The organism is Haladaptatus sp. AB618 (assembly GCF_024136965.1).
Lineage (GTDB): Archaea > Halobacteriota > Halobacteria > Halobacteriales > Haladaptataceae > Haladaptatus.
Map to the genome: position 1 here is coordinate 316,685 of NZ_JAMYJX010000001.1, position 23,409 is coordinate 340,093.

Consider the following 23,409-nt stretch of genomic DNA (forward strand, 5'->3'; position numbering starts at 1 on the left):
ACATGTTCGCCGTCGTGTCCAATCCATCATCTCGTGAAGTGGGAAGTATGACCTCGTACCTTGCGACGATGGAGGAGTGCGTAATCGAAATCACACGACGGAACGGAAAGTGGCAGTTCACCCGCTACCTCGAACACACCTCCCCGCTCTGTGTTGCTACCGACCCGTCCGGTTCCGGGATTTACGTCGGCACGTTGAACGACGGTCTCTTTCGAAGTTCGGATTCGGGAGGTTCGTGGGTGGCTATCGGGGAAGAAATAGATTCTCGCCGGATAACAGCGCTCGCAATCGATACGGAGAATCGAATTTGGGCGGGAATCGAACCGACCAAACTCTACCGGTCGGACGACGGCGGTGACACGTGGACGGAGAGGATGGGAATCGATGAGCTTCCTTCGGCAACGGAGTGGAGTTACCCGCCTCGACCGGAGACTCACAACGCTCACTGGATAGAACCGGACCCGACGGTTCCTGATCGAGTGTACGTGTGTGTCGAGCAGGGCGCAGTGGTTCGGACCATGGACGGAGGGCAGACGTGGTCGGATAGAGTTCCCGACTCACCCCGGGACGTGCACACGCTTCGTACGCACCCTAACGCCCCCGGACGATTGTACGCCGCGACTGGTGACGGTGCTGAACGCCCCGGAAGGGGATACGCCGAAAGCCACGACTACGGCGAGTCGTGGCAGTATCCGAACGATGGTCTCGACAAACAGTACTTGATGAGTGTCGCAGTCGATGTCGGAGACCCGGATGTGGTGCTGGTATCGGCATCGACCGCCCCTCGTCAAACGGACGATTTCGATGCGGTTTCGTCCGGCATCTATCGTCGAATTAGGGACGACTCGTGGAAGCGGTGCACGTCCGGACTCCCGGACGAGACTGGCCTTACGCCACCGACGCTGACCGCGAGTCGTAACGAACCGGGACGGCTTTTCGCTGCGACGAATCGAGGATTCTTCCGGACGGACGACTGTGGTGGCTCGTGGAACCGATTGGAGACGGAGTGGCCGGAAGAGTTCAGAAATCAGTTTCCTCGCTCGGTCGCCGTCAGTGAGTAATTCCAAGAACGGTTTGAGCGGTTCGATGCGACCAGGTTGGTTTACGAACGGCCAACTTTGACAACGCTCGAACGTTCGTCGTCGTTCCGCCGAGAACGCTATGACTACCGAATGCGTAGCGACCGTATGGACGACGGCATTCCGGACGCGGAGGCGATCATCGAACGCGGACGACGGTATCGGGACGAACTCGATGAGTACGGGGAACCCGAGCAAAAGGAGACGGTCGCGGAACTGTTCACGCTGCTCGGCCGTGCCTACGCCCTCCCCGTCCTCCACCTCTTCTCCCTGAACGAGGGACCGCTTCGGTTCTCCGACCTCGAAGACCGACTCGACGTGTCGCCGACGACGCTCTCCAAACGGCTCTCGGAACTCACCGACGCGGGGCTGTTGACCCGCCATTCCTACGACGAAATACCGCCGCGAGTCGAGTACGAACCGACCGACGCCGCCAACGGTCTCGCGCCGGTTTTCATCCACCTCTACGAGTGGGCGTCGGTCTACGATCTCGACGGCGATGGCGATTGAGTCACCGAAGATTCCATTACTACAAATTCTGTAGTCGATACACTACTACTGACTCCATAGTATATGACTACAGAAGCGAAAGCAAAGGGCGTGATGAAACACATCCTTACACTCCAACCAGAGCGGACGGAGGGTCCGAGATGACCGACGCGATTCGCGCCGAGGACGTTCACGTCGTCTACCCCGACGGTACCGAGGCCGTCAACGGCGTGGACATGCGCGTTCCGGAGGGTGAATTCTTCGGCTTCCTCGGGCCGAACGGGGCCGGGAAGACGACGACGATTCGAACGCTCGTCACGCTGTTGCGACCGACCGACGGCGCAGTGACGGTGAACGGCTACGACGTGGCCGAGGACCCGAAGAGCGTCCGCCGGTCGGTCGGCTACATGGCACAGGAGACGAGTATCGACGAGGAGTTGACCGCGCGCGAGAACGTCGAGTACATGGCGGCCGCGTACGGCATCCCGAAGTCCGATCGCGGCGAGCGCGCGGACGAACTGCTCGACCTCGCCGACCTGCTGGACGTCGCGGACAAGTCGGCGAAAACCTTCTCGGGTGGGATGAAAAAGCGACTCGACGCCGTCACCGCGCTGGTCCACCGCCCGCCGGTCGTTTTCCTCGACGAACCGACGACCGGACTCGACCCGAAGGCGCGCAACCGCCTCTGGGACTACTTCCGCGAGATAAACCGCGAGGGAACCACGGTGTTCCTCACGACGCAGTATTTGGAGGAAGCGGACCAACTGTGTGATCGCATTTCGCTCATCAAGGACGGCGAAATCGACCTGACCGGCTCCCCGGACGAACTCAAACGGGAGGTCGGCGGCGACATCCTCGAACTCGAACTCGCGCCGTCCGACGTGGACGTGGCGACCCGTATCGCGGAATCGGGTGACGTGTTCGACGACGCCGTCGTCACCGAGACGACGAACGGCATCTCGATTGGGTCCACGATGATTCGAACGAACACTCCTGACTACTTCGTCGCGCTTCGTGAGACGGGTGTGGAAATCGACGGTTTCGACGTTCGCTCACCGACGCTCGACGACGTGTTCCTTGCGGTGACGGGCGAAGGTGTCGAAGAGGAGGATGCGGTCGAATCGAGCACGGAGGTGATGTTATGAGCACCGATACGGACAACCACCACAAACTCGCGCCCGGGAACGGCTTCCTCGGCGACACGTGGGTGAACATGCGGCGGTGGCTGCTCAAGTCGGTTCGAAATCCATTCATCGTCACGTCCTCCATCGTCCAGCCGCTCATCTTCCTCGTCCTGTTCTCGCAGGTGTTCGGACAGGTCACGGGTGGCGCTATCGGCGGACCCGGTCAGGACATCAAGTACATCAGTTTCCTCCTGCCCGCCATCGTCATTCAGGTGTCGCTCGTCGCCGCCGCGAGTTCCGGTATCGGGCTGGTCAACGACATCGAGACAGGAATGTTCGCGAAGGCGCTCGTCTCACCGATGAATCGCGGTGCGGTGTTCCTGGGGAAGACGCTCGCCGAAGTCGCCCGTATCTGCGTGCAGATAATCATCGTCGTCGTGGTCGGTGTCGCCCTCGGAGCGAACATCGCCACGGGATTCCTCGGCGTGCTCGCGTTGATGTTCATCGGCATCCTGTTCTCGATTTGGTTCACGGCGCTCTCGAACGTCGTCGGGATTCAGACCGAGGACACTGAATCGACCATCATCGCCGTGAACTTCCTGCAACTCCCGTTGCTGTTCGTCTCCAGCGCGTTCCTGCCGGTCGACCGGTTGCCGCAGTGGATTCAGTACATCAGCGCGGTCAACCCCATCACCTACGGCGTCGATGCGGCGCGAGCGCTCGTCATCACCGGGTGGGAGTGGGACACCATCCTCCCCTCGATTGCCGTCCTCATCGTCCTCGACCTCATCTTGGCCGGACTCGCGTTGGTCGTGATTCGACGCGCCACCAGCGCCAGTGCGCGTTGAAGAGCGGCGACAAGGGTGAGGGCGACCCGCAGCGGATCAGAACAAGTCGCCGAGGATTTTCGACTCCGCTGCCGCGAGGTGTTCGCTGAACGTGGAGGGATTGATGTCGAGCGCTTCGGCGATTTCCGTCGCGTTCGCCTGTCGCGGGCGCTCGAAATACCCCATCTCGTACGCTTTTCGGAGGATCTGTCGTTGGCGAGCCGTCAGCTTTCCCCGGTCCACGAAGACGAGATCCCGAGTCCGTTCCCCCGCTGGAGAACGAACGAACCGTTTGATGTCTACGTCGGGAAAACGCTCACGGAGATCGGCGATAACGTCCTGTAGTTGGTCGTAGCCATCGGCGTAGAAAATCAATATCAGCGTCCCTTCCCGAATATCGTAGCGGGTGACCGGACAGCCATGTTGACCCAAACACTCACACGGGCAGTTCACACCGTCCTCGTGGACGAACCGATACCGTCGCGTCGACCCGTGCGAGAAGATCGGCGTGATATCCCCCTCCGGATCGTACTCCGCGTCCATCGAAAATTCGGTTACGAGTTCCGTGTCGTCGGAGGGTCGAGCGTTTACGGCGACCGAGTGGATAGTGGCTTCCGCCAACGCCGAGTGTTTGGCGAGCGGACACCCTTCCGGCGTCCGAAACTCCACGGTTGCTCGGATTCCAGGTAACATGGCTGTTTGCGGGATGGTTTGCGTTGGCGCTTTTTTGAACTACCGCTCCACTATCCAATCGTTCTACTATCTACTCGACGTCGCTCTCCCGATCGATTCTCACTTGACGGCCGCTCAAGTCGTCCGGCGTGAGTTGGTAGAGTTGGATATCGAGATTTTGCTTCGATTCGCCCCAAATCTCGAACAGCGGACGTTTCGCCTCGCCGTACTGTTCGATATGTTCGACGGTCAACTCGTCCCGCGAAATCTCGCGTAGGGTTCCGGTTGCGACGACGCTTCGATACAGATTCCCGTTTTCGTCGTACACGACGAGTCGGGCTTGTGGCGCGGACGCCAGAAAGCGCCGCTTCTCGCTCTGTGGTGTCGAAACCAATCGTAAGTAGAACCGCCGGTTCTCGACGTCGTAGCCGTATGAAATCGGAATGGCGTACGGATCGTTCTCGCGCGCGAGTGAGAGCACGCCGGTTTCGTGATCGCCAAGGATTGTATCCGTCTCCTCTGTAGATAGCTCGACCTGCTGATCCAAAGCCATATCTTATATTGCCGAATGGAGAGAGTCCCATTAATAGTTGCCTGTGACGCGGTCCGTTTCGGACGAAATCACGTCCGCACACGAAAGAACAGATGCGGCGGTATCACGAGGAGTCCGCTATCGACGCTTCCGTGAACGCGTCCGCCGTGACGGCACTCCCGCAGATGACACATCCCTTTCCGATGAGGGCGACCCTCATCGAATCGTTCACGGTCAACGTTTCCCCGCACTCCGGACAGGCGAAGATGTACTCGTCTATCCCTTCGCTACTCATCGTATTCGCTACTACGCTTCCCCGTAATAAATACCATCCTCTCTTTCCGAACGCGAGAGAATTGGAGTTCTCCGCGTACAACGCGGCCGAAGCGGTGTCTCTCCTGATCCGATGTGAATCACGTGTCCGCCCGCTACTGTGAACGAACCGAGGTCTTCTCACCAAACGATAATTCTTCTCACCAAACGGTAATTAGCGCTACACTTGGTACATCGACGGTCGTCTCTCGAACTGGAGTAAGACAGATGGTAGAAAACGTCAACACAAGTCTCCTCGGAAGGGAGGTATCGTTCGACTTCTCGGGTCAGTGGTCGAGTTACGTGATCGTCCTCACGCGCCTTCTCGTCGGCTGGTGGTTCACCGCCGCGGGTCTCGAAAAGTTCGCAAATCTCTGGTACGGTCCCGCGGAATCGTTCGACGCGAGCGGATGGCTCATCCACGGTACGACCGCTGCACCGGACTGGCTTCACGGCTTCCTCGTGTGGGCCGGAAACACGGGATGGCTCCTCGTCTTCGCGAACGTCATGATTCCGCTCGGTGAACTGCTGATCGGTCTCGGTGTGCTTTTCGGCGTTCTCACCCGCCTCGCGTCGTTTTTCGGCGCGTTCCTGTTGTTCTTCTTCTATCTCGGCGGTGCCGACTTCGCCAACGGCTACGTGACCGGCGAGTTGCTGGGGATTCTCCTCTTCATGCAGCTCATCGTGTTCGGCGCCGGTCGAATTTGGGGACTCGACGCCATCATCGAGGGAACTGACTTCGTGAACGACCACACGTGGATGCGGTACCTGCTCGGCTAAGGAGGCGACAAGACATGACAACAACACACTCAGAACTCAGTATCGTTGACAAGATTGCAATGGTCCTCGGCGGCGGGCTCATCCTGCTCGGAACCGTCGTGTTAGGATTCCTCGATACCTTCCTCGGGGACCCCTCCGCGATTGCGACGACGAACGACGCGGGACAGGTCGTCACGACCCCCGCGTTCCCAGTTGAGGTTCGCGGAACGATCATCGCCCTCGGACTCGTCGTGTTCATGCTGTACGCGGTTTACAAGCTGTTCACGGTGATCACTTCGCCGGAGGCGAGACACACGCCCGAACAGAGCGCCTCGACCGGACATCACTGATCCCGGTTCTGGAGTTTCAACGACCGCTTCGAAGGAGAATCGTGCTTTTCGTCCGGAGTCGCTTACCATCAGCGTCCCGCTACCGACCATATCACGTCAAAGCCCCGCGAACGTGCGAGTGGACGCGAAAGCGCGCGTCCGTAGCCCACCGCTGACGGGACGATTCGCACCAGTATATAAAGTACCCCGAGTACTGTGGCTGTTAATTGTTCCTCCAAGCACGTGATCGAATAGTATGAGTCAATCACAGAACGTCGTCGGTGCGGTTGAAACGTTCGAGCAGTCGCCGAAGCAACGGACGGTAGTCGAAAACGAGGACGCCGTTCGGGATCTTCTCACCGTACTCAATACGTCGGACTGTCAGGCCATTCTCGATGTGACCAGCAACGAAGCGCTTTCGGCAAGCGAGATCTCGAACCGATGTGAATTGCCGCTCTCGACCACGTACCGCAAACTCAACCTGCTCGCGGACGACGGGCTACTCGAAGAACGGGTGCGGATCAGCGGGGCCGGAAAACACGTGAGCGAGTACGCCCGAATCGTCGAGGATGTGGTCATCTCGATGTCTCCCGAGGGGACGTTCGAACTACACATCTCACAGCACGAGGGACCCAAATCACACACCGGCTTTGGGTTCGGGATGCAGGACTGATCGTGATGAACCGCACCGAACGATCCGAGCATTTCGCGTCGCTGTTCGAGTCCATCACCGGACAACCGACGATCACCGAACCACAGCAAACCGATATCCCCATTCGATTGGACGAATCCGGGGAGGAGGAAACGATATCCCATTATCTCGCAACGGCGGGGGCACACGAGTTCGATGACGTCATCAACGAACCGGATACGTACTGAACTCCGTTGGCCCGGTGCCGACGATTCAGTCGCTCTCATGCGGTTCTACTGCTGTACGTGACTTCTTCGAGACGATTTCGAACGCTCATCGCTCGGCCTTCGATGATTGAACCAGATTGCCTTTCATACTCCGGTTACAAACCTCGGTTATGAACCGACGGGGCTATCTACGTTCACTTTCGGCGACAGGAATCGCGGTCACGGCGGCCGGCTGTTTGGGGTCGTTCGGCGGTGACTCGCATCCGAACGTCACGATGAGCAAACCAGACGTGGATTATGACGTTTCGAAGCTTCCGTACCCCGCGTGGAATCAGCAAATCCCCGATTTGACGATTCCGGCACCGCTCGAAGACAAGAAAATATCGCTCCGTGATGTGAACAAACCGAGCCTCATCACGTTCATCTATACGCACTGTAAGACGATCTGTCCGGTGCTCGTCTCGACGCTCAGAAACGTCCAGACACACGCACAGCAGAACGGATACGCCTCGGACGTCGCCTTCCTGCCGATTTCGTTCGATCCACGGCGTGACGATGCCAAACGGTTGAAAAAATATTCGAAGCAGATGAACATCGATCAGTCCATCGACGACTGGCACTTCCTTCGTCCGCAGTCGGAGAAACGGGCGAGGACCATCGTCACGGACGACTTCGGCGTTCACTTCGAGAAGAATCACAAGAAATCGAAGGACAATTACATGTTTACCCATTCCGCGCTCGTCCTGTTGGCCAACGAAAAGGGCTACGTCGAGCGATCGTACCGTGGACAGAATCCGCCGCAGAAACAGATAATCGACGATCTCGAAAAAGTTCGAGGATGAACCGACGTCGTCTCCTCACCGGACTCGCCGGACTCGGCATTACCGGCGGCAGTGCGTGGGTCGCGCTGAACGGCCTTTCGGGCAACGACGGCGGGTTGCCGAGGCAGGTCACGACGATGCGTGCACCGGGTTCCCAATCCGGGTCGGTACAGGTTCCGGTTTCGGACACCGTCACCGTTATCGACCTCTTTGCGACGTGGTGTTCGCCGTGTGCAAAGCAGATGCGGGCGCTCACGAAAGCACACGACGAGTACGGTGACGACGTCCGGTTCGTCTCGATAACGAACGAGCGAATCGGCGGGACGCTGACGAAGGGTGACGTTCGCTCGTGGTGGAAGAAACACGACGGTCAGTGGACGCTCGGTCTCGATCCGGACAGCGAGGTCATGTCTTCGTTGAACGCGGGCGGTCTCCCGTTCCTCGCGGTTGTGGATGCGGACGGAACCATCATCTGGTCGGATCGCGGTGTGACGAGCATCGATACGCTGCGCTCAAAGATCGAGGCGGCAAAGCAATAGATAAGATGAGTTCTTCGACACTCCTCCCGACGATCGCCTTCGCGGCGAGCGCGGGAATCGCGACGTTTTTCGCTCCGTGTGCGTTTCCGTTGCTTCCCGGCTACATCGGTTACTACCTCCAACACCGCGACGAGGAGTCCGTTTCGTCGGTGCTCCTTCCGGCCATGGGTGCCGCGCTCGGGGCGCTCGTCACGCTCGGTGTCGTTGGTATCGCCGTCATCGCCGCCGGTGGTGAACTCGTCCGGTATCTCCAGTGGTTCGAACCCCTCGCCGGGGTCGTCCTCCTCATCGTTGGAGTGCTCGTGATCGTCGGCAAGCAACCGACGATTCGCGTCCCGCTGCCGGAACGACCCGCATCAACCACCGGGTTCGTCCTCTTCGGCGGCGGGTACGCGCTCGCCGCCGCCGGTTGCGTGGCACCCGTCTTCCTCGGCGTCGTCACACAGACGTTGACGCTCCCGCTCACGGGCCGCGTCCTCTCGTTCGGAAGCTACGCCTTGGGCGTCGTCGTCCCGTTGAGCGGCGTGACGCTGCTGATGGCAGCGGGCGTCGATTGGTGGCGGGAACTGGGGAAGTACTCCTACACCCTCGAACGCGCCGCGGGCGGGTTGATGATCCTGGCCGGTCTCGGCCAACTGTATCTCTCGTTCGTCGTGCTCGACGCGTTCTGAACACAGGAAACGCGGTTTTAGCAACCCTGAAATACTGTCGAGCGCTCGCTTGAATCGATGAGCGAATACGATCTCGGCGACGTGAGCGTCGTGATGGGTGCCTACAACGAGGCGGACGCCATCGCCCACGTCCTCGACGCCATCGGGGCGGCGACCGACGACCGCGCCGAGGTAATCGTCGTGGATTCCTCCAGCGACGCCACCGCCGAGATCGCCCGCGGACACGGCGCACGCGTGATCGAACAACCGCCGCGCGGGTACGGAATCGCCCTCTCGACGGCGCTCTCGGCCGCGAGCCGTCCGGTCGTCGTCACCACCGACTGTGATGACACCTACCCGATGGCTCGCATTCCGGACTTTCTCGATTACGTCAACGAAGGCTTCGATGTCGTGAGCGGCGACCGTCTCTACCACGGTGCGGACACCATGCCGGTCGTCAACCGGTTCGGAAACGCCGCATTCGCGCTCGGTGCGTCCGTCCTCGCCGGACGGCGGCTTCACGACGTAACGACGGGAATGCGCGCCTATCGCCGCGACGTGCTCGTCGATATCGACTGGACGGAGAACACGGGGTTGTCCGCGGAACTCCTGCTTCGCCCCGCGATGCGGGGGTACGACGTTCGTGAAGTTCCCATCGACTACGCCGAGCGCCGCGGCGAAACGACGCTCGATCCGTTCTCTGGCGGCGCGGAAATCGCCGGATCGATCCTCCGCGTCTGCGCCGAGGAACGACTACGACGATTGATTCCGTGGGCCACCTTGTAGCGTCGCAGTTATCGAATACTGGTCGGGGACGCGTCCGGGGAGGTAGGCCGCACCGCTGCCGCAGGTCTGCGGGTCCGTACACGCTTCGAGGTACGGCGTGAGTGCGCGCCGCGTTCCGTTTTGGAGACCGACGGGCAGTCGTGAGCCATAGCTGAATCCGACACTCGGTGCGGTTTCGATGTAGACGGTCGCGGTCACGTCGTCGCTCGCGTTCACTGGAACCGTCACCGGTCCGTTCGTGCTCGCGTTCGCAGGGTTGACGCCCCGCCCGTTCACGGTGACGTCCGTCTCGTTCACGACGAGGGTAATGGTATGAACTCCGGACGAGGCGTTCAGGTCGTAGTAGGCGTGTCCCTCCCCCGTGGCGACCCGGAGAGAAGCGAAGTCCGCACCGCGCGGAATTCGAACCGTGAGTTTCTCGGTAATGGGTGTTCCCGAAGTGACGCGGACGCGCCGGAGTGCCGGGTGGACGGGCGTGTCGTCCGTCGGCACCCACGTCCCCCGGAACTCGTAGCGGTAGTAGGTTCGGTTTGGGTAGGCCGACGTCACGTCGAGCGAGTTCACGCCGTCGATGGCGTACACCGTGTTCGCGTCGAATTCGGGACCGTTTCGAAGCGATTGGAACGGATGATTGAGCCACTTTCCGTACGTCGTCGGGAGGAAGACGACGCTGTTCGCGGGTGGGCCGTCGTTCCGGAAGGGGGCGTACCCCTGCCCGTACTGGGCCGTGTTGTCGGCGTTGCGCACGATTGGGCCAGCTAGCGCGCCCCCGATCGCGGCCGTGGTGAGCAGGAAAGCGACCAGCACAACGGCCACGGTCGCACGGGAATCGAAGCCGTCGAGACGGGGCCGAATCCAACCCTCGAGCCACTGGACGCCGACCGCGGCAAACACCGCAGTCGGCGCGAGCAGGGCGAAATGGTAGTACGGGCCGAGGTAGTGGAGCAATCCTTGTGTCGGGTCGAGGTCGGGTGCGAGGAGGTTCAAGTTCCCCCAGAAGTAGACGTTTCCGAGGATGACACTCGGGTACAGTCCGGCGAGTACGAAGTAGCGAGCGTCGGAACTCCGACGCTTGTCGCTTCGTTCCAACTGCCCGTTGCCTCGTGCGCTTCGCGTTCGTCCGAGAACGTGAACGAGACCGATGGCGGCCACTGCGCTCCCGAGGAGGCCTCCGGCCACCCAGCGCGAGGCGAACCGCCAGACGACGACGGCGTTGGAGCGAAAGGCGATGCTTGGCGTGTAGTTGTGGCCGTAGCCGCGGAGCATGTGATAGCCGAACCCGAGACCGTCGCGCGGCGCGAAGGCTTGATACGGAAAGACGAGCGGATTGCCGGTCATCGACCAGTTGTAGAACAGTGCGAGAGCGACCCCGAGACCGCCGAGTCCGGCGGTTCCGACGCGGCGGCCGATTACCTCCCGCGTGGGTGTCCGGCGCAGTGTCCAGAGCGCGTGCGCCACGAACGGCGCGGCGAACAACACGGCCGTGTAGGGCCGCGCGAAAAAGGAGAGTCCGATCAGTGCGCCCGCCAGCAGCGCCCACCGCAACTCCGCAGTTCGTTCGCTACGGAAGTACGCGTAGGCGAATCCGAGGTTCAGCGCGGCGACGGGCGCGTACGGGAGGAACGTGGCCGTATCCACGACGAACAGCGGCGAGACGAGAACGAATCCGGCGGCGAGCAACCCGGTCCGGCGGTCGGCAACCTCGTTTCCGACGAGATACGTGAGACCGACGACGGCCGCGCCGACGGCACCGAGTACGAGTCGGGGGATTCCGACCGCCATCCCTACGGCATAGAGCACGGCGGGATATGGCGCGTACTTCGCATAGAGGCCCTGCGAAGACGAGACGAAAAACCACGGACGGAAGGCGTTCGCAACTGGCGGATGCAGGAGGAGCTGTCCATGCAAAAGGAGATTGGCTTGTTCGAGGTAGACGGCTTCGTCGTGGTTGATTGTGTGGTACGGAAAGAGACCGAACGCGAGAACGAGCGCGACTCCGCCGCCCGCGGCGGCGAGTGCGAGTGCCAGTATTCGGGACCGTGCTGCCTGCGTCATCTACTCGGTCGGATACCACGCGAGCGCGTGGTCCGCGACGAGTTCGACCGAAACCGGTTCGCCGACCGCGAAGCGCTCGGCGTGGTTGTGCATACAGCGCACCTCGTCGCCGTTGTTCAGCGTGACGTGATACACGAACGACGGCCCGGTGTACTGGCGTTTCGTGATCGTCCCATTGGCGTGATTCTCGTTCGCGGGAGTCGCGCGCAGGTCATCAGGCCGGACGAGCACGTCGATGGTCGCGCCGACGTACTGGTCGGTAGCCCCGCGGAGAAGGTCGTGGTCGAACGTGGCGATCTTGGTTTCGATGCCGGTCCCCCCGACGTGTGCGGAGAGGAACCCGGCCTGCCCGAGGAAGGACGCCACGAAACGCGATTCCGGGTCCTCGAAGACGTCGCCCGGACGGCCAACTTGTTCGATCCTGCCGTCGTTCATCACGGCGACGCGGTCGGAGATGCTCAGCGCTTCCTCTTGGTCGTGCGTGACGGAAACCGCAGTGACGCCTGCCTCCTTCAGAATCGATCGCACTTCCTCGCGCATCTCGATCCGCAGACGAACGTCGAGGTTGCTGAACGGTTCGTCCAGCAGGAGGATTGCGGGTTCGGGCGCGAGCGAGCGCGCGAGCGCTACCCGCTGTTGTTGCCCACCCGAGAGGTCGTCGGGTGAGCGTTCGCCCATCCCGTCGAGGTCCACGAGTTCGAGGAGCGAATCGACGCGGTTGGCCGTCTCCTCCTCGTCCAAATCGGTCAGACCGAACGCGACGTTCTCGCGAACGGAGAGATGCGGGAAGAGGGCGAAGTCCTGAAAGACGACGCCCACGCCGCGGCTTTCGGGTTCCACGAAAGCCGCTCCGTCGCCAGCGACCTGCTCGTCATCGAGGCTGACGACGCCCTCGGTCGGGCGCTCCAGTCCGGCCATCAGGCGGAGCGTCGTCGTCTTGCCACACCCGGACGGCCCGAGGAGCGTGAGTAGCTCTCCCTCGTGAACGGTCAGTGAGAGGTCGGTGACGGCGTTCTCCTGCCCGTACCGTTTTGTCACGTCATCGAGTTCCAGCACGGACGCCGATGGGGATTCCTCGGAGTACGCTGGTCGGTCGGTTGCTGCATCTGTGGGTATCGATTTGGGCGATTGGTTAGACATCGTTGGAGAGTGGTTAGACACCGTATCGTTCTCGCGCGAGTATTACGAGCATCGACAGTGCGGACACCCCGACGAGCACGAGTGCGGGGACCGCGGCTTCGCTGTAGTAGCCGTTCTCTTGAACCATCCAGATGTATGTAACCAGGGTTCTGAAGTCTGTCGGTTGCAACAGGAGCGTCGCCTGGAGTTCCTTCATCGTCGTGAGGAAGACCAACGCCGCGCCTGCTGCCAGTCCGGGTGCGACCAGCGGCAGGGTGACTCGGTGGAACACCGAGAGCGGTGACTGCTCCAACGTCCGAGCTGCCTCCGTGAGTTTCGGGTCGACCTGCAAGAATGACGACCGAACCGCGCCGACCGCCTGCGGGAGGAACCGGACGACGTAGGCGAAGACGAGCAGGGGAAGCGTCTGGTAGAGCGCCGGAACGAACGACACGCCGACGTAGACCAGCGCGATCCCGAGCACGAGGCCGGGGACGGCGTAGCCGACGTAGGAGAGTCGGTCGAGGACAGTTGCCACGGCCGAGGACGACCGCGCCGAGTAGTAAGCGGTCGGGATTGCGGCGACGACGGCGACGATGGCCGCGAACGTGGCCACCTCTACCGAATTAAGCGCGTACGTCCAGTGGAACGTGAACCCGCCGTAGGTGTTTCCGGCGCGCTGGTTCCACTGAACGAGGATCGCGAGCGGGACACCGAGCGCGAAGAGCGCGACGGCCGCCGGGTACAACTGAGCGACCCAGCGCCAGCGCCCGAGGCGCAACTGTCCGGGTCTCCCGCTTGCACTCCCCCCGATTCCGGTGTTCGCGTTTCCGCTGACGCGCGACTCCAATGCGAGGACGACCGCGACGACTGCGAGCAACTGTAAACTCAGCAGCGCGGTGAATCCCGGTGCCGAAGGGTTGTTGTACTGGACGTAAATCACGCGCATGAACGTGTTGTAGTGCATGATCGCTGGTGTTCCGAAGTCCGCGAGGGAGTCCAGCACGACGAGGAGCACACCGACGCTGATCGACGGCAACACTTGCGGGAGGACGACCGAACGGAGCGCCCCAATCTTCGTGTGATTGAGAGTCCGTGCCGACTCGATGAGCGTCCCATCGACCGAGAGCAGGCCGGCGCGCGTCGTCAAGAAGACGTACGGATAGGTGAACAGCGAGAAGACGAGTACCGTCCCTTGTAGGCCGTAAATTTCGGGGATCGAGTGAATACCGATCGGTGCGAGCAAGTCCGCGAGGTTGCCGTGGGGTCCGAAGGCGGACGTGAACGCGAACGCGCCGACGTACTCGGGAATGACGAGCGGGAGCGCGGCCGTCACCGTCCAAAATCGGTTAAACGGCAGGTCGGTCTGTACCGTGAGGACGGCGAGTGGGACGCCGATACCGATGGAGAAAACGCTCACGGCGACGACCACGACGATGCTGTTTATGAGCACTTGGAGCGTGCTCGGTGCGATGAGGAGCGCGAACGCCGCGGGTGGCGCGGACACTGCACGGACGACGAGCCAGACGACTGGCGAGACGACCAGCAGCGCGACGAACGCGGCGAGGATTGCGACCGGGTACGGCGGAACGTCCTGTCCACCCCCATCCACGAACTCCGAAATTCGGTTGCCGACGGACACTAGTCGAGAACCCCCGTTTCTCGTAAGAGATCGATGGTCGGCTGTACGTTGGCGAGTTTGGTGAGATCGAGATCCGGTGGATGGAGTTTGGAGAGCGGCGGTAGCTGTTCGACGGGTTTCACGCCGTCGATCATCGGGTAGGCAAACGACCACGTGGCGAGGAACTCCTGTGCCTCGGCGCTCAGCAGATGGCGGACGAAGTTGTTGGCGAGGTCGGGCTTATCCGTTCCTTTCATGACCTCCGCTCCGGCGACATCGACGAGTGCACCCGCGTCACCTTTCGTGAACGCGATGTCGAGCGGAGCGTCCTGCCGCGAGGAGATCACACGAACCGCGTAGTAGTGGTTGGCGATGCCTGCCCCGATGTCGCCGTCGGCGACGGCATTCGAGACGAACCACTCGTCTTTGTACTGCTCCATGCCGCCCTTGCCCCGATTTTTCATGCCTTTGAGCCACGCTTTCGTCTTCTGCTCGCCCTGTAGAATTCGCATCGCGGTGACGAAGGTCTGAAACGCCGGGTAGGTGGGTGCCCAACCCATTTTCGCGTCGAGGTTCGACGTGTCCGTTAATTCGGAGACCGTATCCGGAATGTCGCTTTTCGAGAACTGCTTGGTGTTGTACGGGATGGCGCGCGCACGCCACCGACGCCGACCCACGTTTTGGTGTGGAAACGGCTCGGGACCTGTTTCGTGATCTTCGAGGAGAGGGAGGCGGTGAGGCCCGCATCGTCAACGACGCCGAGCGACCCCGCATCGTTCGCCCAAAATACGTCTGCGCGAACCTGTCCGTTCTTTCCTTCGGTGAGCACCTGATTCGCCGCGCTGAACCGCACGTTCACGCTGAAGTCGTCGTAGTACTGCTCGAGGAGGGTGGCGAGTTGCTGGTAGAGACCGCCCTCGCCACCGCCGATGTAGAGGGTGAGAGTTCCGGAGAGGTCAGGGAGGTCGTCGATAGAAGTGCCACCCGGTTCAGGCCGGTCCTGCACGAGTGGACTTGATCCGCGAAAATCTGAGATCGTCGGTTTCTCGCTATTTCCCGACGAGAAAGCGCTACAGCCCGCGAGCGCTGTTGTTCCGACCATCGTACTTGCGACGAGGAACTGACGACGGGTCGGAGTAGATCGGTTACGCATATTGTTTTAGGCTGCCCTAAATAACTTATACCTGTCGAAAGTTCCTCCGGGTGGTTGGGATGGGAGGACGAGCGAGTGCGTTCAGGCAGTCCAACCAGTTCCCGAGATACTCTCCACAGTGGTTCAGAAACTCGCCGTTCCTGTACATCGAGAAATCGCTGGATGTGAGTTCGTCCGCGACCGCTCGCGCGACGGTCGCGTACGCTCCCGCGCGCTCGCTTTTCCGCGACGATTCCTTTCCGATCCCTCGGTCGAGCGACTTCGCCGCTCGACCGGACGACCTGTCGGGAGTCACTCCTGTGGTCGTTCGGTCCACCGCTTTCCACACGTGTTCGTTCAACTCCAACCCCGCCACCTCGTTCGCGAGGTCATCGAAGGTCGAGCGGGGAGCCTTGTTGTGCTGGCAGAGTGGCCGACCGTTGTAGATTCTCGTCCCGACAGCGTCACAGGCTTTCTTCAGCACGAGACCGCTCCAGATATCGTCGAAGCGCCCGACGCCCCACTCGTTGTCGTCCATCGGGAACTGATAGAACGCGGGGACGATCTCCCGGCGGAAGGCGAGATTCATCGAGCAAACCGTCAGGTAGTTTCCGCGTGCCGTGACGAAATCCTCGGGGTAGTCCTCCCGGGTGGTTCGCGTCGTCGCCCGCCCGCGGAGGTCGCCATCGTTCAGGATTCGAACCGCGTCGAGGTCCGGGACGCCCGTCCAGAGACCCTGCGAAACCACGACGTTCGAGACTTCGACCGTCCGTTCTTCCGTCGTCTCGTCCATCGCCCCGTACGGGTAACCGCGCGGGTAGAGGTCGCCATCGGCATCGTCCAACACGTTCACCCATCGTTCGTCCGAGCGACGCTCGGGCAGGTTACCCTCGTAGGCGAGATTGCTGAGGTGCGTTCCGAAGAAATCCACGTCACGATGTGGAAGAGTGTCGTCATCGAGGAAAACGCCGTACTCGAAGTCGTTGGCCCAGAGGAACAACAGGCCGAAGGAGGTTTGCGCGTGGGATTTCGCGGGAATCAATTCCCGATACTCGGCGATCCCGTGGGTATCGAACCACTCGTCACGTGCCGTTCCGTCGAAGACGACACCGTCGATATCGAGGTCATCGAGCATCGTACCCATCGCGTCGGTTTCACACTCGTCCTCGGTGACCAGACAGACGAAGAGGCGGTCGGTGTCGAAACCGTGGTCGCGGGCGTTCGCCACGTACGCCCGCACGCACTCGTACTCGCGGACGGTCGGGACGATGACGCAAATGTCGGGGTCGGTCATCTCGTATACGCCCTCGTTATTTAGGCTGGCCTAAAGCACTGTCGTTGTGTTACGCGAGTCGGTCGAGGAGTTCGTCGGCGGCGGACAGCGAGAGCGCGGCGATGGTGAGCGTCGGGTTCATCGCGCCCGTCGTTGGGAAGACGGAGCTTCCTGCAACCGTAAGATTGTCCAAATCGTGCGTTCGCATGTCGGGACCGACGACGCTCGATTTCGGGTCCGTGCCCATCCTCGTCGTTCCCATATGGTGGAACGCCGCCCCCGTCTTTTCGGGACCGATCACCCATCGGACGTTCGCGTCGAGTTCGTCCATGATGCGGTGTTGGATTCGGTTCGCGCGCTCGATGGAGCGGCGCGTTCGGTCGTCGAGCGACCACACTATCTCCGGAACCGGATTGCCGTGGTCGTCCGTCTTCGAGTCGTCCAACGTCACGCGGTTTTCGTACTGAGGAACCTGCTCCACGAGCGCGCCGACCGCGAGGTGATTGCCGTACTCCTCACGGATGTTGTCGAGGAGGTCGTCGCCGAGTGAGCTCCCAGAGAGCGCGATGTCCGCGGGTGTCGGGCCAGCGTAGTTCCAGAATTCGAGTTTGATGGCCGTCCGCGAGCCGTCGGCGGGCTGGTCGTAGAACTGGTGGCTCTCGGTCGTGTTGAAGCCGACGTGGTGCTGGCGCGTCCGCTCGTCCACGACACCGCCGATGCCGGCGAAGAAGTGATCCGTAAAGTAGCGACCGACGAGTCCCGAGGAGTTCGCCAACCCGTCCGGATACTGCGGCGATTTCGAGAGCAGGAGGAGCCGTGGGGTTTCGACACCGCCCGCTGCGAGCACGAACTCGGACGCCTCCTGTCGATGTGTCTTCCCGTCGGGAGTCGCGTACACCGCGGCGACGACCCGGTCGCCCGCGTCGTCGTGCTCGAGATGCTGGACGGGCGCGCGGTCGATGACCACCGCGCCCGCCTTCTCGGCACCGTCGATAGTTGCGGTTGCGTCGTACTTCGCACCGGAGGGACACACCGGTTTGCAGGTGCCGTAGCCCAGACACTCGCTCCGTCCGCGGTAGGATTCCGAATTCCGCGCGTTCGGAACCGAATGGGTCGTGATTTCGAGCGACTCGCAGGCCTCGGCGAACATCGCATCCGAATGGGAAGGCGGGAACGCCGGAAGCGGAAACGGTGTTGTTCGAGGTGGGGCGAAGGGATTGTCGCTCGCGCCCGCAACCCCGAACGCACGCTCCGCGCGTGCGTAGTACGGTCGCAGGTCGGCGTAGGAGAGCGGCCAATCCACCCCCATCCCCGTCTCGCTGTGCAGGCGGAAATCCCGCTCGTGGAGACGCATCACCATCCCCTGCCAGTGGAGGGTACTTCCGCCGACGCCCTTCACGCGCGCGGTATTCAACGGGTACTCCTTCGGTCCACTGCTGGTGTAGGCGTCGCGCTTCCCGTGGCCACCTTCCTCTCCCATGTTCCACGGTGGTTTCGAACTCCCGGGTCTGATCGCGCGCTCCTCGCGTTCGGAGCGCCCCTCGAAATCGAAGCGCGGCCCGGCATCCAGCACGACGACCGAATAGCCTGCTTTGGCCGCCCGATGGGCGACGAGTGCACCCGCCGGGCCAGCACCGATGACGCAGACATCCGCACGGGGGCCGCGGTCGGTCACGACTGTGACCCCCGCTGATAGGACGTATCCCCGCCGGGGTATCCCGGCGGGTTCTCCAGTCCAACCAGTTTCGAACCGGTCGGCGTGGTGTACAGCGCGAAGAGTAGTTCGTTCAGCACGTAGTAGCGGATTCGTTCGCCCCGTAGGCCATCCGGGTTGGGTTCGCCCGCGACCGCACCCACTTGCCGAAGTGCAGTCGAACGCGTATCCTCGTCGAGCGTCACGAATTTTCCATCGAACCAATCGGACGTCGCGTCATCGAGCGCGCCGAGTGCGCCCTGTATCCCCGCCCGGTAGTCGGAGTCGTCGTTCGCGCGTGCGACGGAGTACTTCCTGACGAACGATTCGACTCCCGATATCGTACTCGGATATGCGACTTCGGCAACGGCGACGAGCGTCGCAACCTCGTGGTCCGAAAGTGGTGGGGTCCCCGATTTCGATTCGGAATCCACGAAGACGGCCGCGCCGCCGGCAACGCCCACAGCCCCGAGTGCCGCGAGCACGTCACGCCGCGTCAGTTCCATCGTGCCGCGATTAGGCAAACCTAAGCTTTAAGCTATCGTCTCATCGATTCGTTTTCTGTGGCGGTTTGTTTTGGCACACCTAAAAAACGATAGGGTTTTAGGAGGGCCTAAATATTTTCAAGTCAATGACTCTCCCCGACCGTGACGGAACATTGCGTCGTACGTTTCTCAAAGGCGGTAGTGCGCTCGCCGCCACCGGGTTGCTGGCAGGCTGTAACGGTCTCGTCGGTAACTCGTCGAACACGAGTACATCGAGTGATTCTTCACATTCGTCTCCCGACCTCGAAAAGTTCGTCACGGACCTCGCTATTCCCGATATCAAACAACCGTCCGGGAAGAAAGACGGCCATTCTCACTACGAGGTGATGATGCAAGCGGCCAAACAGTCGTTCCACCCCGACCTCGGCGATACCACCATCTGGGGCTACGACGGCCAGTTCCCCGGTCCGACCTTCGAGGTCGAACGCGGTAAGCCCATCTCCGTTCATTGGGCGAACGATAAACTGCCCGACGAGCATATCTTCCCAGTCGATACGACGCTTCCTTCCCAGAAGGGGAACCCGGAAGTCCGTTCGGTCGTCCACGTCCACGGAAGCAACGCTAATTCCGTCAACGACGGCTACCCACAGGCGTGGTACACGCCCGACGGCAAAACCACCGGTCCGTACTACGGTGGCGAGACTTACACGTATCAGAACCACCAGCCTCCGACGACGCTCTGGTATCACGACCACGCGCTCGGCGCGAACCGGCTGAACGTCTACGCCGGTCTCGCCGGACTCTACCTCATTCGGGGTGATGTTGGCGGCACCGACAAACTACCTTCGGGGAAGTACGAACTCCCCCTCGTCCTTCAGGACCGCGCGTTCAACGACGACGGTTCCGCCTTCTACCCCGGTCCCGAGCGGGGCGGCATCTCCCCGAGTATCGTCGAGATGTTCTTCGGTGATGTCGCCACCGTCAACGGGAAAGCGTGGCCAAAGTTCGAAGTCGAACCCCGAAAGTACCGCTTCCACATGCTCAACGCGTCGAACGCTCGATTCTACCATCTCTCGCTGAAAGGCTACGATGCCGATGCGGGCAAGCCCACGGGAGAGGACGGGCCGAACTTCGTTCAGGTCGCCAGCGACGGCGGCTACATGAACAAGCCCGTCGAACTCACCGACGGTCTCCTCCTCGGCAGCGCCCAGCGCGGCCAGTGGGTCGTCGATTTCTCCGACTACGCTGGCGAGAGCCTCCTCCTCCACAACGACGCGAAGGCACCCTACGTTGGCGGTGATCCTTCGTCCGAGAACCAGTCACCGCTACCAGAAATCATGCGCTTCGACGTGCAAGATACCGACGTCAACGATGACGGCACGGTTCCGGACTCGTTCGGACCGCTTCCCCGTCTCGGAAACGGTCAGAACGCCGGTACGAAACCCGTTCCGACTATCGAGAAGGACGACGCCGTCCGCGAGCGTGTGCTCACTCTCGACGAAACCACCGACGAACACGGACGGATCATGTTGCTCCTCGACGGTCTTCGGTATAGCCACGAAGCGACCGAACGTCCGACCGTCGGCACGACCGAAGTGTGGCACCTCGTCAACGTCAGCGACGACTTCCACCCCATTCACATCCACCTCGTCCAGTTCCAAGTGCTCGGCCGGCAGGGATTCGACATCGAACTGTTCAAAGACTCCGGCGCGATTTCGCCCACGACCTCACATCGCCCGCCGCGCGAGCAGGAAACCGGGTGGCACGACACGGTCGTCGCCCCGTCCGGCGACGTCACCAGTATCGTCGCACACTTCGGCGAAACCGACGGTCTCTTTCGTGACATCACCGGCCGATTCGTCTGGCACTGTCACATGATGGAACACGCGAATCACGAGATGATTCGTCCGTTCGAGGTCGACCCGGAGGGTTACAGTCAGGACTAACCGACCGACACCGTTCGACTGTATCCGTCACCCCACCTTCTTTTTCGCGCTCGCTCTTGGTCCGCGATTTGAGCAGATTTGCCACGAAAACGCTAATCTATTCGAAATCTGTCAAATGTGGTGACTACGGGCAACTCTCCTACCTTCGACGGCGAACAACGCTTCGCTCACCACGACGGAAAACACGCTCCTCGACCACTACCACGGGACCGACCATCACTCACAGGACGAACTTACACTCGACTATACCTATGACGTGTAAACGATTCGAGTCGGACGACACAAGTATCCGATCTTCGATCTACCAGTGATGATGCTACCACGAGTCTCGAACGTCGATTCCGCCGAACGGCTCCGACTCGGTGGGCTTTTCGGGGTCGTCGCGCTCATGCACCTCGTCGGATGGGGCGTCCTCTTCCTCGTCGCGCCGGATAACCCGACACTCCTCGGAACCGGTGTTCTCGCGTACAGCTTGGGGCTTCGCCACGCGTTCGACGCCGACCACATCGCCGCTATCGACAACACCACGCGCGCCGCGCTCCAGGACGGACGCCGACACGTCGGTGTCGGCTTCTTCTTCTCGCTCGGCCACTCCACGGTCGTCGCCGCGATGGCGCTCGCACTTGCCGTCGCAACCGACACCGCTCGGACGGCGCTCCCGTCGCTCGAAACGGTCGGTGGGTTCATCGGTGCGCTCGTCTCAGGGAGTTTCCTCTACGCTATCGGGTTGCTCAATCTCCTCGTTCTCGTCGACCTCTTCCGGGTCTTCCTCCGGATGCGCGACGGCGAATACGACCCCGAGGGGCTCGAAGCGAAACTCCGGAAACGCGGGTTCGTCAGCCGGTTCGCTGGCCGGTACTTCGACGCCGTGCGCCGAAGCTGGCACGTCTACCCGCTCGGTGTGCTGTTCGGTCTCGGCTTCGACACTGCGTCCGAGGTCGCGCTGCTCGCGATTGCGGCCGGAGCGGCGTCCGACGGCCTGTCACCGACTGCCATCGCCGTCCTTCCGCTCCTCTTCGCGGCGGGGATGTCGCTCCTCGATACGGCCGACGGTGCGTTCATGCTCTACGCCTACGACTGGGCGTTCTCCACGCCACTCAGGAAAATCTACTACAACCTCACCGTTACCGGCGTCTCGGTCGCCGTCGCGCTGTTCGTCGGTACGGTCGAACTCCTCCAGGTCTTCGCAAGCGGTCTCGACCTCCGGGGGGGCCTCTGGACTGCTGCCCAGTCCATCGATACCGGAAACGTCGGCTACGCCATCGTCGCTCTCTTCGTCTTCGCGTGGCTCGCATCCTACCTCTTCTGGCGGATCGGCAACATCGAAGAACGGTGGAGTGCCGAGTCATCGTAGCCCTCAACTCTTTGTGTCGACGGCCGCCTAATCGACGGATTCGAAATCATCGACTCGGTTCTACAGCACCGAATATCCGTGACCGGGGTCGAGCGAATCGAGATACGAGTAGGACGTTCCGTCCTCCGACGTTTTCCGCTTCACCCCGAACGTGTAGCTCCCGTCCACTTTTATCTCGTCGTAGACCTCCGACGAACTCAGGTACGAAACCTCGATAGTCGTCTTCCCGAACGCGTGCTTCAGCTTGACGTATCTGCTGTCTTCGCCGGGTGAAATCGTCCCAAAGCGTCCGTCCGTGGGTTTCTTTTCCACGACCGTTCCGTCGCGGACGACCCGATGAAAACTCCCGATGGAGCCGGTGATGGTGGTGGCGAGGATAGCGAAGTCGTCTATCTGGACGGTGTTGAACTGGTCGATTGGGGTCGAATACCATTTCACCGAGCCATCCGCTGGCGCTAATCGTACCCCGTCGTACCCCTCGTGGCGTATCTTCAGATAGCAGTCGATATCTCCGTACTTTCGCCCCAACTTCCCCCTCAGGTCCTCGTCGAGCACGAAACCGGGTCCGATAGAACGGCCGTGGAGGACGGAGCCAACGGATGGACCATCGCCGTCATCCGTCACGCTCAGGAGTGGCGTCTGTCCACCACCGGACTTCCCCACCACTGACCGCTCGATGATCCTCCCCTTCGGCGGTGGGAGGGGATGGCTGCAACCGGAGACGAGTGAGAGACCCCCCAGCGCGAAGAGACGATTGAATGACCGCCGATTCATACGAAAGTAAAGACCGTTCTCGATGAAGAAAGTAGTGATAACTGCAATGGATTTCAACTGTGGGAGTTCGACGCTCGGGATCGAAATTATCCGCGCTACGCACGATTTCATATAGCAATATGGAATTCATCGCTCGTGACGTTGGCCGTTCTAACGACGATCAATCACACCACAAAACGC

The 23,409-nt window shown here is 61.3% G+C and carries 26 protein-coding genes; 14 read left to right on the plus strand and 12 right to left on the minus strand.

Annotation, left to right across the window (positions count from 1 at the left end):
• Positions 1-47 precede the first annotated feature (47 nt).
• The 4 genes from NKF26_RS01640 (at position 48) to NKF26_RS01655 (ending at position 3,540) form a co-directional block, all read left to right on the plus strand.
• Positions 48-1,061, plus strand: a complete 1,014-nt coding sequence (locus NKF26_RS01640; RefSeq protein WP_253224999.1) for a hypothetical protein — start codon at positions 48-50, stop codon at positions 1,059-1,061.
• Between the two features lie 126 nt (positions 1,062-1,187).
• Entirely contained in the window at positions 1,188-1,589 is a 402-nt protein-coding gene (locus NKF26_RS01645; protein ID WP_253233933.1) for a helix-turn-helix domain-containing protein, read from the plus strand.
• Between the two features lie 140 nt (positions 1,590-1,729).
• Positions 1,730-2,713, plus strand: a complete 984-nt coding sequence (locus NKF26_RS01650) for an ATP-binding cassette domain-containing protein (RefSeq protein WP_253225001.1) — start codon at positions 1,730-1,732, stop codon at positions 2,711-2,713.
• On the plus strand, positions 2,710-3,540 hold the full coding sequence (locus NKF26_RS01655; RefSeq protein WP_066140401.1) for an ABC transporter permease: 831 nt from the start codon (positions 2,710-2,712) through the stop codon (positions 3,538-3,540). Before NKF26_RS01650 ends, NKF26_RS01655 begins: the two co-directional genes overlap by 4 nt.
• 36 nt (positions 3,541-3,576) lie before the next feature.
• On the opposite strand, the gene NKF26_RS01660 is transcribed toward NKF26_RS01655, so the two are convergent.
• The 3 genes from NKF26_RS01660 to NKF26_RS01670 all read right to left on the minus strand — a co-directional run bounded on the left by NKF26_RS01660 (position 3,577) and on the right by NKF26_RS01670 (position 5,018).
• On the minus strand, positions 3,577-4,212 hold the full coding sequence (locus NKF26_RS01660) for a helix-turn-helix domain-containing protein (protein ID WP_256486488.1): 636 nt from the start codon (positions 4,210-4,212) through the stop codon (positions 3,577-3,579).
• A 70-nt stretch (positions 4,213-4,282) separates the two neighbouring features.
• A complete protein-coding gene (locus tag NKF26_RS01665; RefSeq protein WP_253225003.1) occupies positions 4,283-4,744 on the minus strand; it encodes a pyridoxamine 5'-phosphate oxidase family protein in 462 nt (153 codons plus the stop codon).
• Between the two features lie 103 nt (positions 4,745-4,847).
• On the minus strand, positions 4,848-5,018 hold the full coding sequence (locus NKF26_RS01670) for a hypothetical protein (protein ID WP_253225004.1): 171 nt from the start codon (positions 5,016-5,018) through the stop codon (positions 4,848-4,850).
• Positions 5,019-5,263: 245 nt separating this feature from the next.
• Here NKF26_RS01670 and NKF26_RS01675 point away from each other — a divergent pair, with 245 nt between their 5' ends.
• The 8 genes from NKF26_RS01675 to NKF26_RS01710 all read left to right on the plus strand — a co-directional run bounded on the left by NKF26_RS01675 (position 5,264) and on the right by NKF26_RS01710 (position 9,777).
• Complete coding sequence (locus NKF26_RS01675; RefSeq protein ID WP_253225005.1) at positions 5,264-5,815, plus strand: DoxX family membrane protein; 552 nt, start codon at positions 5,264-5,266, stop codon at positions 5,813-5,815.
• 14 nt (positions 5,816-5,829) lie between these two features.
• Positions 5,830-6,144, plus strand: coding sequence for a hypothetical protein (locus tag NKF26_RS01680; RefSeq protein ID WP_253225006.1), 315 nt, complete (start codon positions 5,830-5,832; stop codon positions 6,142-6,144).
• Between the two features lie 235 nt (positions 6,145-6,379).
• On the plus strand, positions 6,380-6,796 hold the full coding sequence (locus NKF26_RS01685) for a helix-turn-helix domain-containing protein (protein WP_253225007.1): 417 nt from the start codon (positions 6,380-6,382) through the stop codon (positions 6,794-6,796).
• Between the two features lie 5 nt (positions 6,797-6,801).
• Positions 6,802-7,002 carry a hypothetical protein gene (locus tag NKF26_RS01690; RefSeq protein WP_253233934.1) on the plus strand — a complete coding sequence of 67 codons (201 nt, stop codon included), beginning with the start codon at positions 6,802-6,804 and terminating at the stop codon, positions 7,000-7,002.
• Positions 7,003-7,151: 149 nt separating this feature from the next.
• Positions 7,152-7,823 carry an SCO family protein gene (locus NKF26_RS01695; protein ID WP_253225009.1) on the plus strand — a complete coding sequence of 224 codons (672 nt, stop codon included), beginning with the start codon at positions 7,152-7,154 and terminating at the stop codon, positions 7,821-7,823.
• Positions 7,820-8,341 carry a TlpA disulfide reductase family protein gene (locus tag NKF26_RS01700; protein WP_253233935.1) on the plus strand — a complete coding sequence of 174 codons (522 nt, stop codon included), beginning with the start codon at positions 7,820-7,822 and terminating at the stop codon, positions 8,339-8,341. The genes NKF26_RS01695 and NKF26_RS01700 overlap by 4 nt, the downstream gene beginning before the upstream one ends.
• 5 nt (positions 8,342-8,346) lie before the next feature.
• Positions 8,347-9,012 carry a cytochrome c biogenesis CcdA family protein gene (locus NKF26_RS01705; protein WP_253225011.1) on the plus strand — a complete coding sequence of 222 codons (666 nt, stop codon included), beginning with the start codon at positions 8,347-8,349 and terminating at the stop codon, positions 9,010-9,012.
• Positions 9,013-9,069: 57 nt separating this feature from the next.
• Positions 9,070-9,777 (plus strand): dolichyl-phosphate hexose transferase, encoded by a 708-nt coding sequence (locus NKF26_RS01710; RefSeq protein WP_253233936.1) that lies wholly within the window; start codon positions 9,070-9,072, stop codon positions 9,775-9,777.
• Here NKF26_RS01710 and NKF26_RS01715 read toward each other — a convergent pair.
• The 8 genes from NKF26_RS01715 to NKF26_RS01745 all read right to left on the minus strand — a co-directional run bounded on the left by NKF26_RS01715 (position 9,745) and on the right by NKF26_RS01745 (position 19,176).
• Positions 9,745-11,832, minus strand: coding sequence for a glycosyltransferase family 39 protein (locus NKF26_RS01715; RefSeq protein WP_253225013.1), 2,088 nt, complete (start codon positions 11,830-11,832; stop codon positions 9,745-9,747). The genes NKF26_RS01710 and NKF26_RS01715 overlap by 33 nt on opposite strands.
• The gene (locus tag NKF26_RS01720) at positions 11,833-12,972 is read right to left on the minus strand and encodes an ABC transporter ATP-binding protein (protein ID WP_253233937.1); all 1,140 of its coding nucleotides are present in this window, start codon (positions 12,970-12,972) and stop codon (positions 11,833-11,835) included.
• Between the two features lie 13 nt (positions 12,973-12,985).
• On the minus strand, positions 12,986-14,593 hold the full coding sequence (locus NKF26_RS01725) for an iron ABC transporter permease (RefSeq protein ID WP_342766297.1): 1,608 nt from the start codon (positions 14,591-14,593) through the stop codon (positions 12,986-12,988).
• Positions 14,593-15,249, minus strand: coding sequence for an extracellular solute-binding protein (locus tag NKF26_RS24340; RefSeq protein ID WP_369682111.1), 657 nt, complete (start codon positions 15,247-15,249; stop codon positions 14,593-14,595). The genes NKF26_RS01725 and NKF26_RS24340 overlap by 1 nt, the downstream gene beginning before the upstream one ends.
• The gene (locus NKF26_RS24345) at positions 15,159-15,578 is read right to left on the minus strand and encodes a hypothetical protein (protein WP_369682112.1); all 420 of its coding nucleotides are present in this window, start codon (positions 15,576-15,578) and stop codon (positions 15,159-15,161) included. Before NKF26_RS24345 ends, NKF26_RS24340 begins: the two co-directional genes overlap by 91 nt.
• Before the next feature lie 172 nt (positions 15,579-15,750).
• Positions 15,751-16,998 (minus strand): alpha-1 4-glucan-protein synthase, encoded by a 1,248-nt coding sequence (locus tag NKF26_RS01735; protein ID WP_253225015.1) that lies wholly within the window; start codon positions 16,996-16,998, stop codon positions 15,751-15,753.
• A 49-nt stretch (positions 16,999-17,047) separates the two neighbouring features.
• The gene (locus tag NKF26_RS01740; RefSeq protein ID WP_253233938.1) at positions 17,048-18,652 is read right to left on the minus strand and encodes an FAD-dependent oxidoreductase; all 1,605 of its coding nucleotides are present in this window, start codon (positions 18,650-18,652) and stop codon (positions 17,048-17,050) included.
• A complete protein-coding gene (locus tag NKF26_RS01745) occupies positions 18,649-19,176 on the minus strand; it encodes a gluconate 2-dehydrogenase subunit 3 family protein (RefSeq protein WP_253225017.1) in 528 nt (175 codons plus the stop codon). The genes NKF26_RS01740 and NKF26_RS01745 overlap by 4 nt, the downstream gene beginning before the upstream one ends.
• 125 nt (positions 19,177-19,301) lie before the next feature.
• On the opposite strand from NKF26_RS01745, the gene NKF26_RS01750 reads away from it, so the two are divergent.
• Complete coding sequence (locus NKF26_RS01750; RefSeq protein ID WP_253225018.1) at positions 19,302-21,101, plus strand: multicopper oxidase domain-containing protein; 1,800 nt, start codon at positions 19,302-19,304, stop codon at positions 21,099-21,101.
• Positions 21,102-21,411: 310 nt separating this feature from the next.
• A complete protein-coding gene (locus NKF26_RS01755; RefSeq protein ID WP_253225019.1) occupies positions 21,412-22,455 on the plus strand; it encodes a HoxN/HupN/NixA family nickel/cobalt transporter in 1,044 nt (347 codons plus the stop codon).
• 60 nt (positions 22,456-22,515) lie between these two features.
• On the opposite strand, the gene NKF26_RS01760 is transcribed toward NKF26_RS01755, so the two are convergent.
• Positions 22,516-23,229 carry a hypothetical protein gene (locus tag NKF26_RS01760; RefSeq protein ID WP_253233939.1) on the minus strand — a complete coding sequence of 238 codons (714 nt, stop codon included), beginning with the start codon at positions 23,227-23,229 and terminating at the stop codon, positions 22,516-22,518.
• Positions 23,230-23,409 lie beyond the last annotated feature (180 nt).

Coding starts and splice junctions, on each gene's coding strand:
- NKF26_RS01640 (WP_253224999.1), top strand. CDS start 48: ATGACCTCGTACCTTGCGACGATGGAGGAGTGCGTAATCGAAATCACA.
- NKF26_RS01645 (WP_253233933.1), top strand. CDS start 1,188: ATGGACGACGGCATTCCGGACGCGGAGGCGATCATCGAACGCGGACGA.
- NKF26_RS01650 (WP_253225001.1), top strand. CDS start 1,730: ATGACCGACGCGATTCGCGCCGAGGACGTTCACGTCGTCTACCCCGAC.
- NKF26_RS01655 (WP_066140401.1), top strand. CDS start 2,710: ATGAGCACCGATACGGACAACCACCACAAACTCGCGCCCGGGAACGGC.
- NKF26_RS01660 (WP_256486488.1), bottom strand. CDS start 4,212: ATGTTACCTGGAATCCGAGCAACCGTGGAGTTTCGGACGCCGGAAGGG.
- NKF26_RS01665 (WP_253225003.1), bottom strand. CDS start 4,744: ATGGCTTTGGATCAGCAGGTCGAGCTATCTACAGAGGAGACGGATACA.
- NKF26_RS01670 (WP_253225004.1), bottom strand. CDS start 5,018: ATGAGTAGCGAAGGGATAGACGAGTACATCTTCGCCTGTCCGGAGTGC.
- NKF26_RS01675 (WP_253225005.1), top strand. CDS start 5,264: ATGGTAGAAAACGTCAACACAAGTCTCCTCGGAAGGGAGGTATCGTTC.
- NKF26_RS01680 (WP_253225006.1), top strand. CDS start 5,830: ATGACAACAACACACTCAGAACTCAGTATCGTTGACAAGATTGCAATG.
- NKF26_RS01685 (WP_253225007.1), top strand. CDS start 6,380: ATGAGTCAATCACAGAACGTCGTCGGTGCGGTTGAAACGTTCGAGCAG.
- NKF26_RS01690 (WP_253233934.1), top strand. CDS start 6,802: ATGAACCGCACCGAACGATCCGAGCATTTCGCGTCGCTGTTCGAGTCC.
- NKF26_RS01695 (WP_253225009.1), top strand. CDS start 7,152: ATGAACCGACGGGGCTATCTACGTTCACTTTCGGCGACAGGAATCGCG.
- NKF26_RS01700 (WP_253233935.1), top strand. CDS start 7,820: ATGAACCGACGTCGTCTCCTCACCGGACTCGCCGGACTCGGCATTACC.
- NKF26_RS01705 (WP_253225011.1), top strand. CDS start 8,347: ATGAGTTCTTCGACACTCCTCCCGACGATCGCCTTCGCGGCGAGCGCG.
- NKF26_RS01710 (WP_253233936.1), top strand. CDS start 9,070: ATGAGCGAATACGATCTCGGCGACGTGAGCGTCGTGATGGGTGCCTAC.
- NKF26_RS01715 (WP_253225013.1), bottom strand. CDS start 11,832: ATGACGCAGGCAGCACGGTCCCGAATACTGGCACTCGCACTCGCCGCC.
- NKF26_RS01720 (WP_253233937.1), bottom strand. CDS start 12,972: ATGTCTAACCAATCGCCCAAATCGATACCCACAGATGCAGCAACCGAC.
- NKF26_RS01735 (WP_253225015.1), bottom strand. CDS start 16,998: ATGACCGACCCCGACATTTGCGTCATCGTCCCGACCGTCCGCGAGTAC.
- NKF26_RS01745 (WP_253225017.1), bottom strand. CDS start 19,176: ATGGAACTGACGCGGCGTGACGTGCTCGCGGCACTCGGGGCTGTGGGC.
- NKF26_RS01750 (WP_253225018.1), top strand. CDS start 19,302: ATGACTCTCCCCGACCGTGACGGAACATTGCGTCGTACGTTTCTCAAA.
- NKF26_RS01755 (WP_253225019.1), top strand. CDS start 21,412: ATGATGCTACCACGAGTCTCGAACGTCGATTCCGCCGAACGGCTCCGA.
- NKF26_RS01760 (WP_253233939.1), bottom strand. CDS start 23,229: ATGAATCGGCGGTCATTCAATCGTCTCTTCGCGCTGGGGGGTCTCTCA.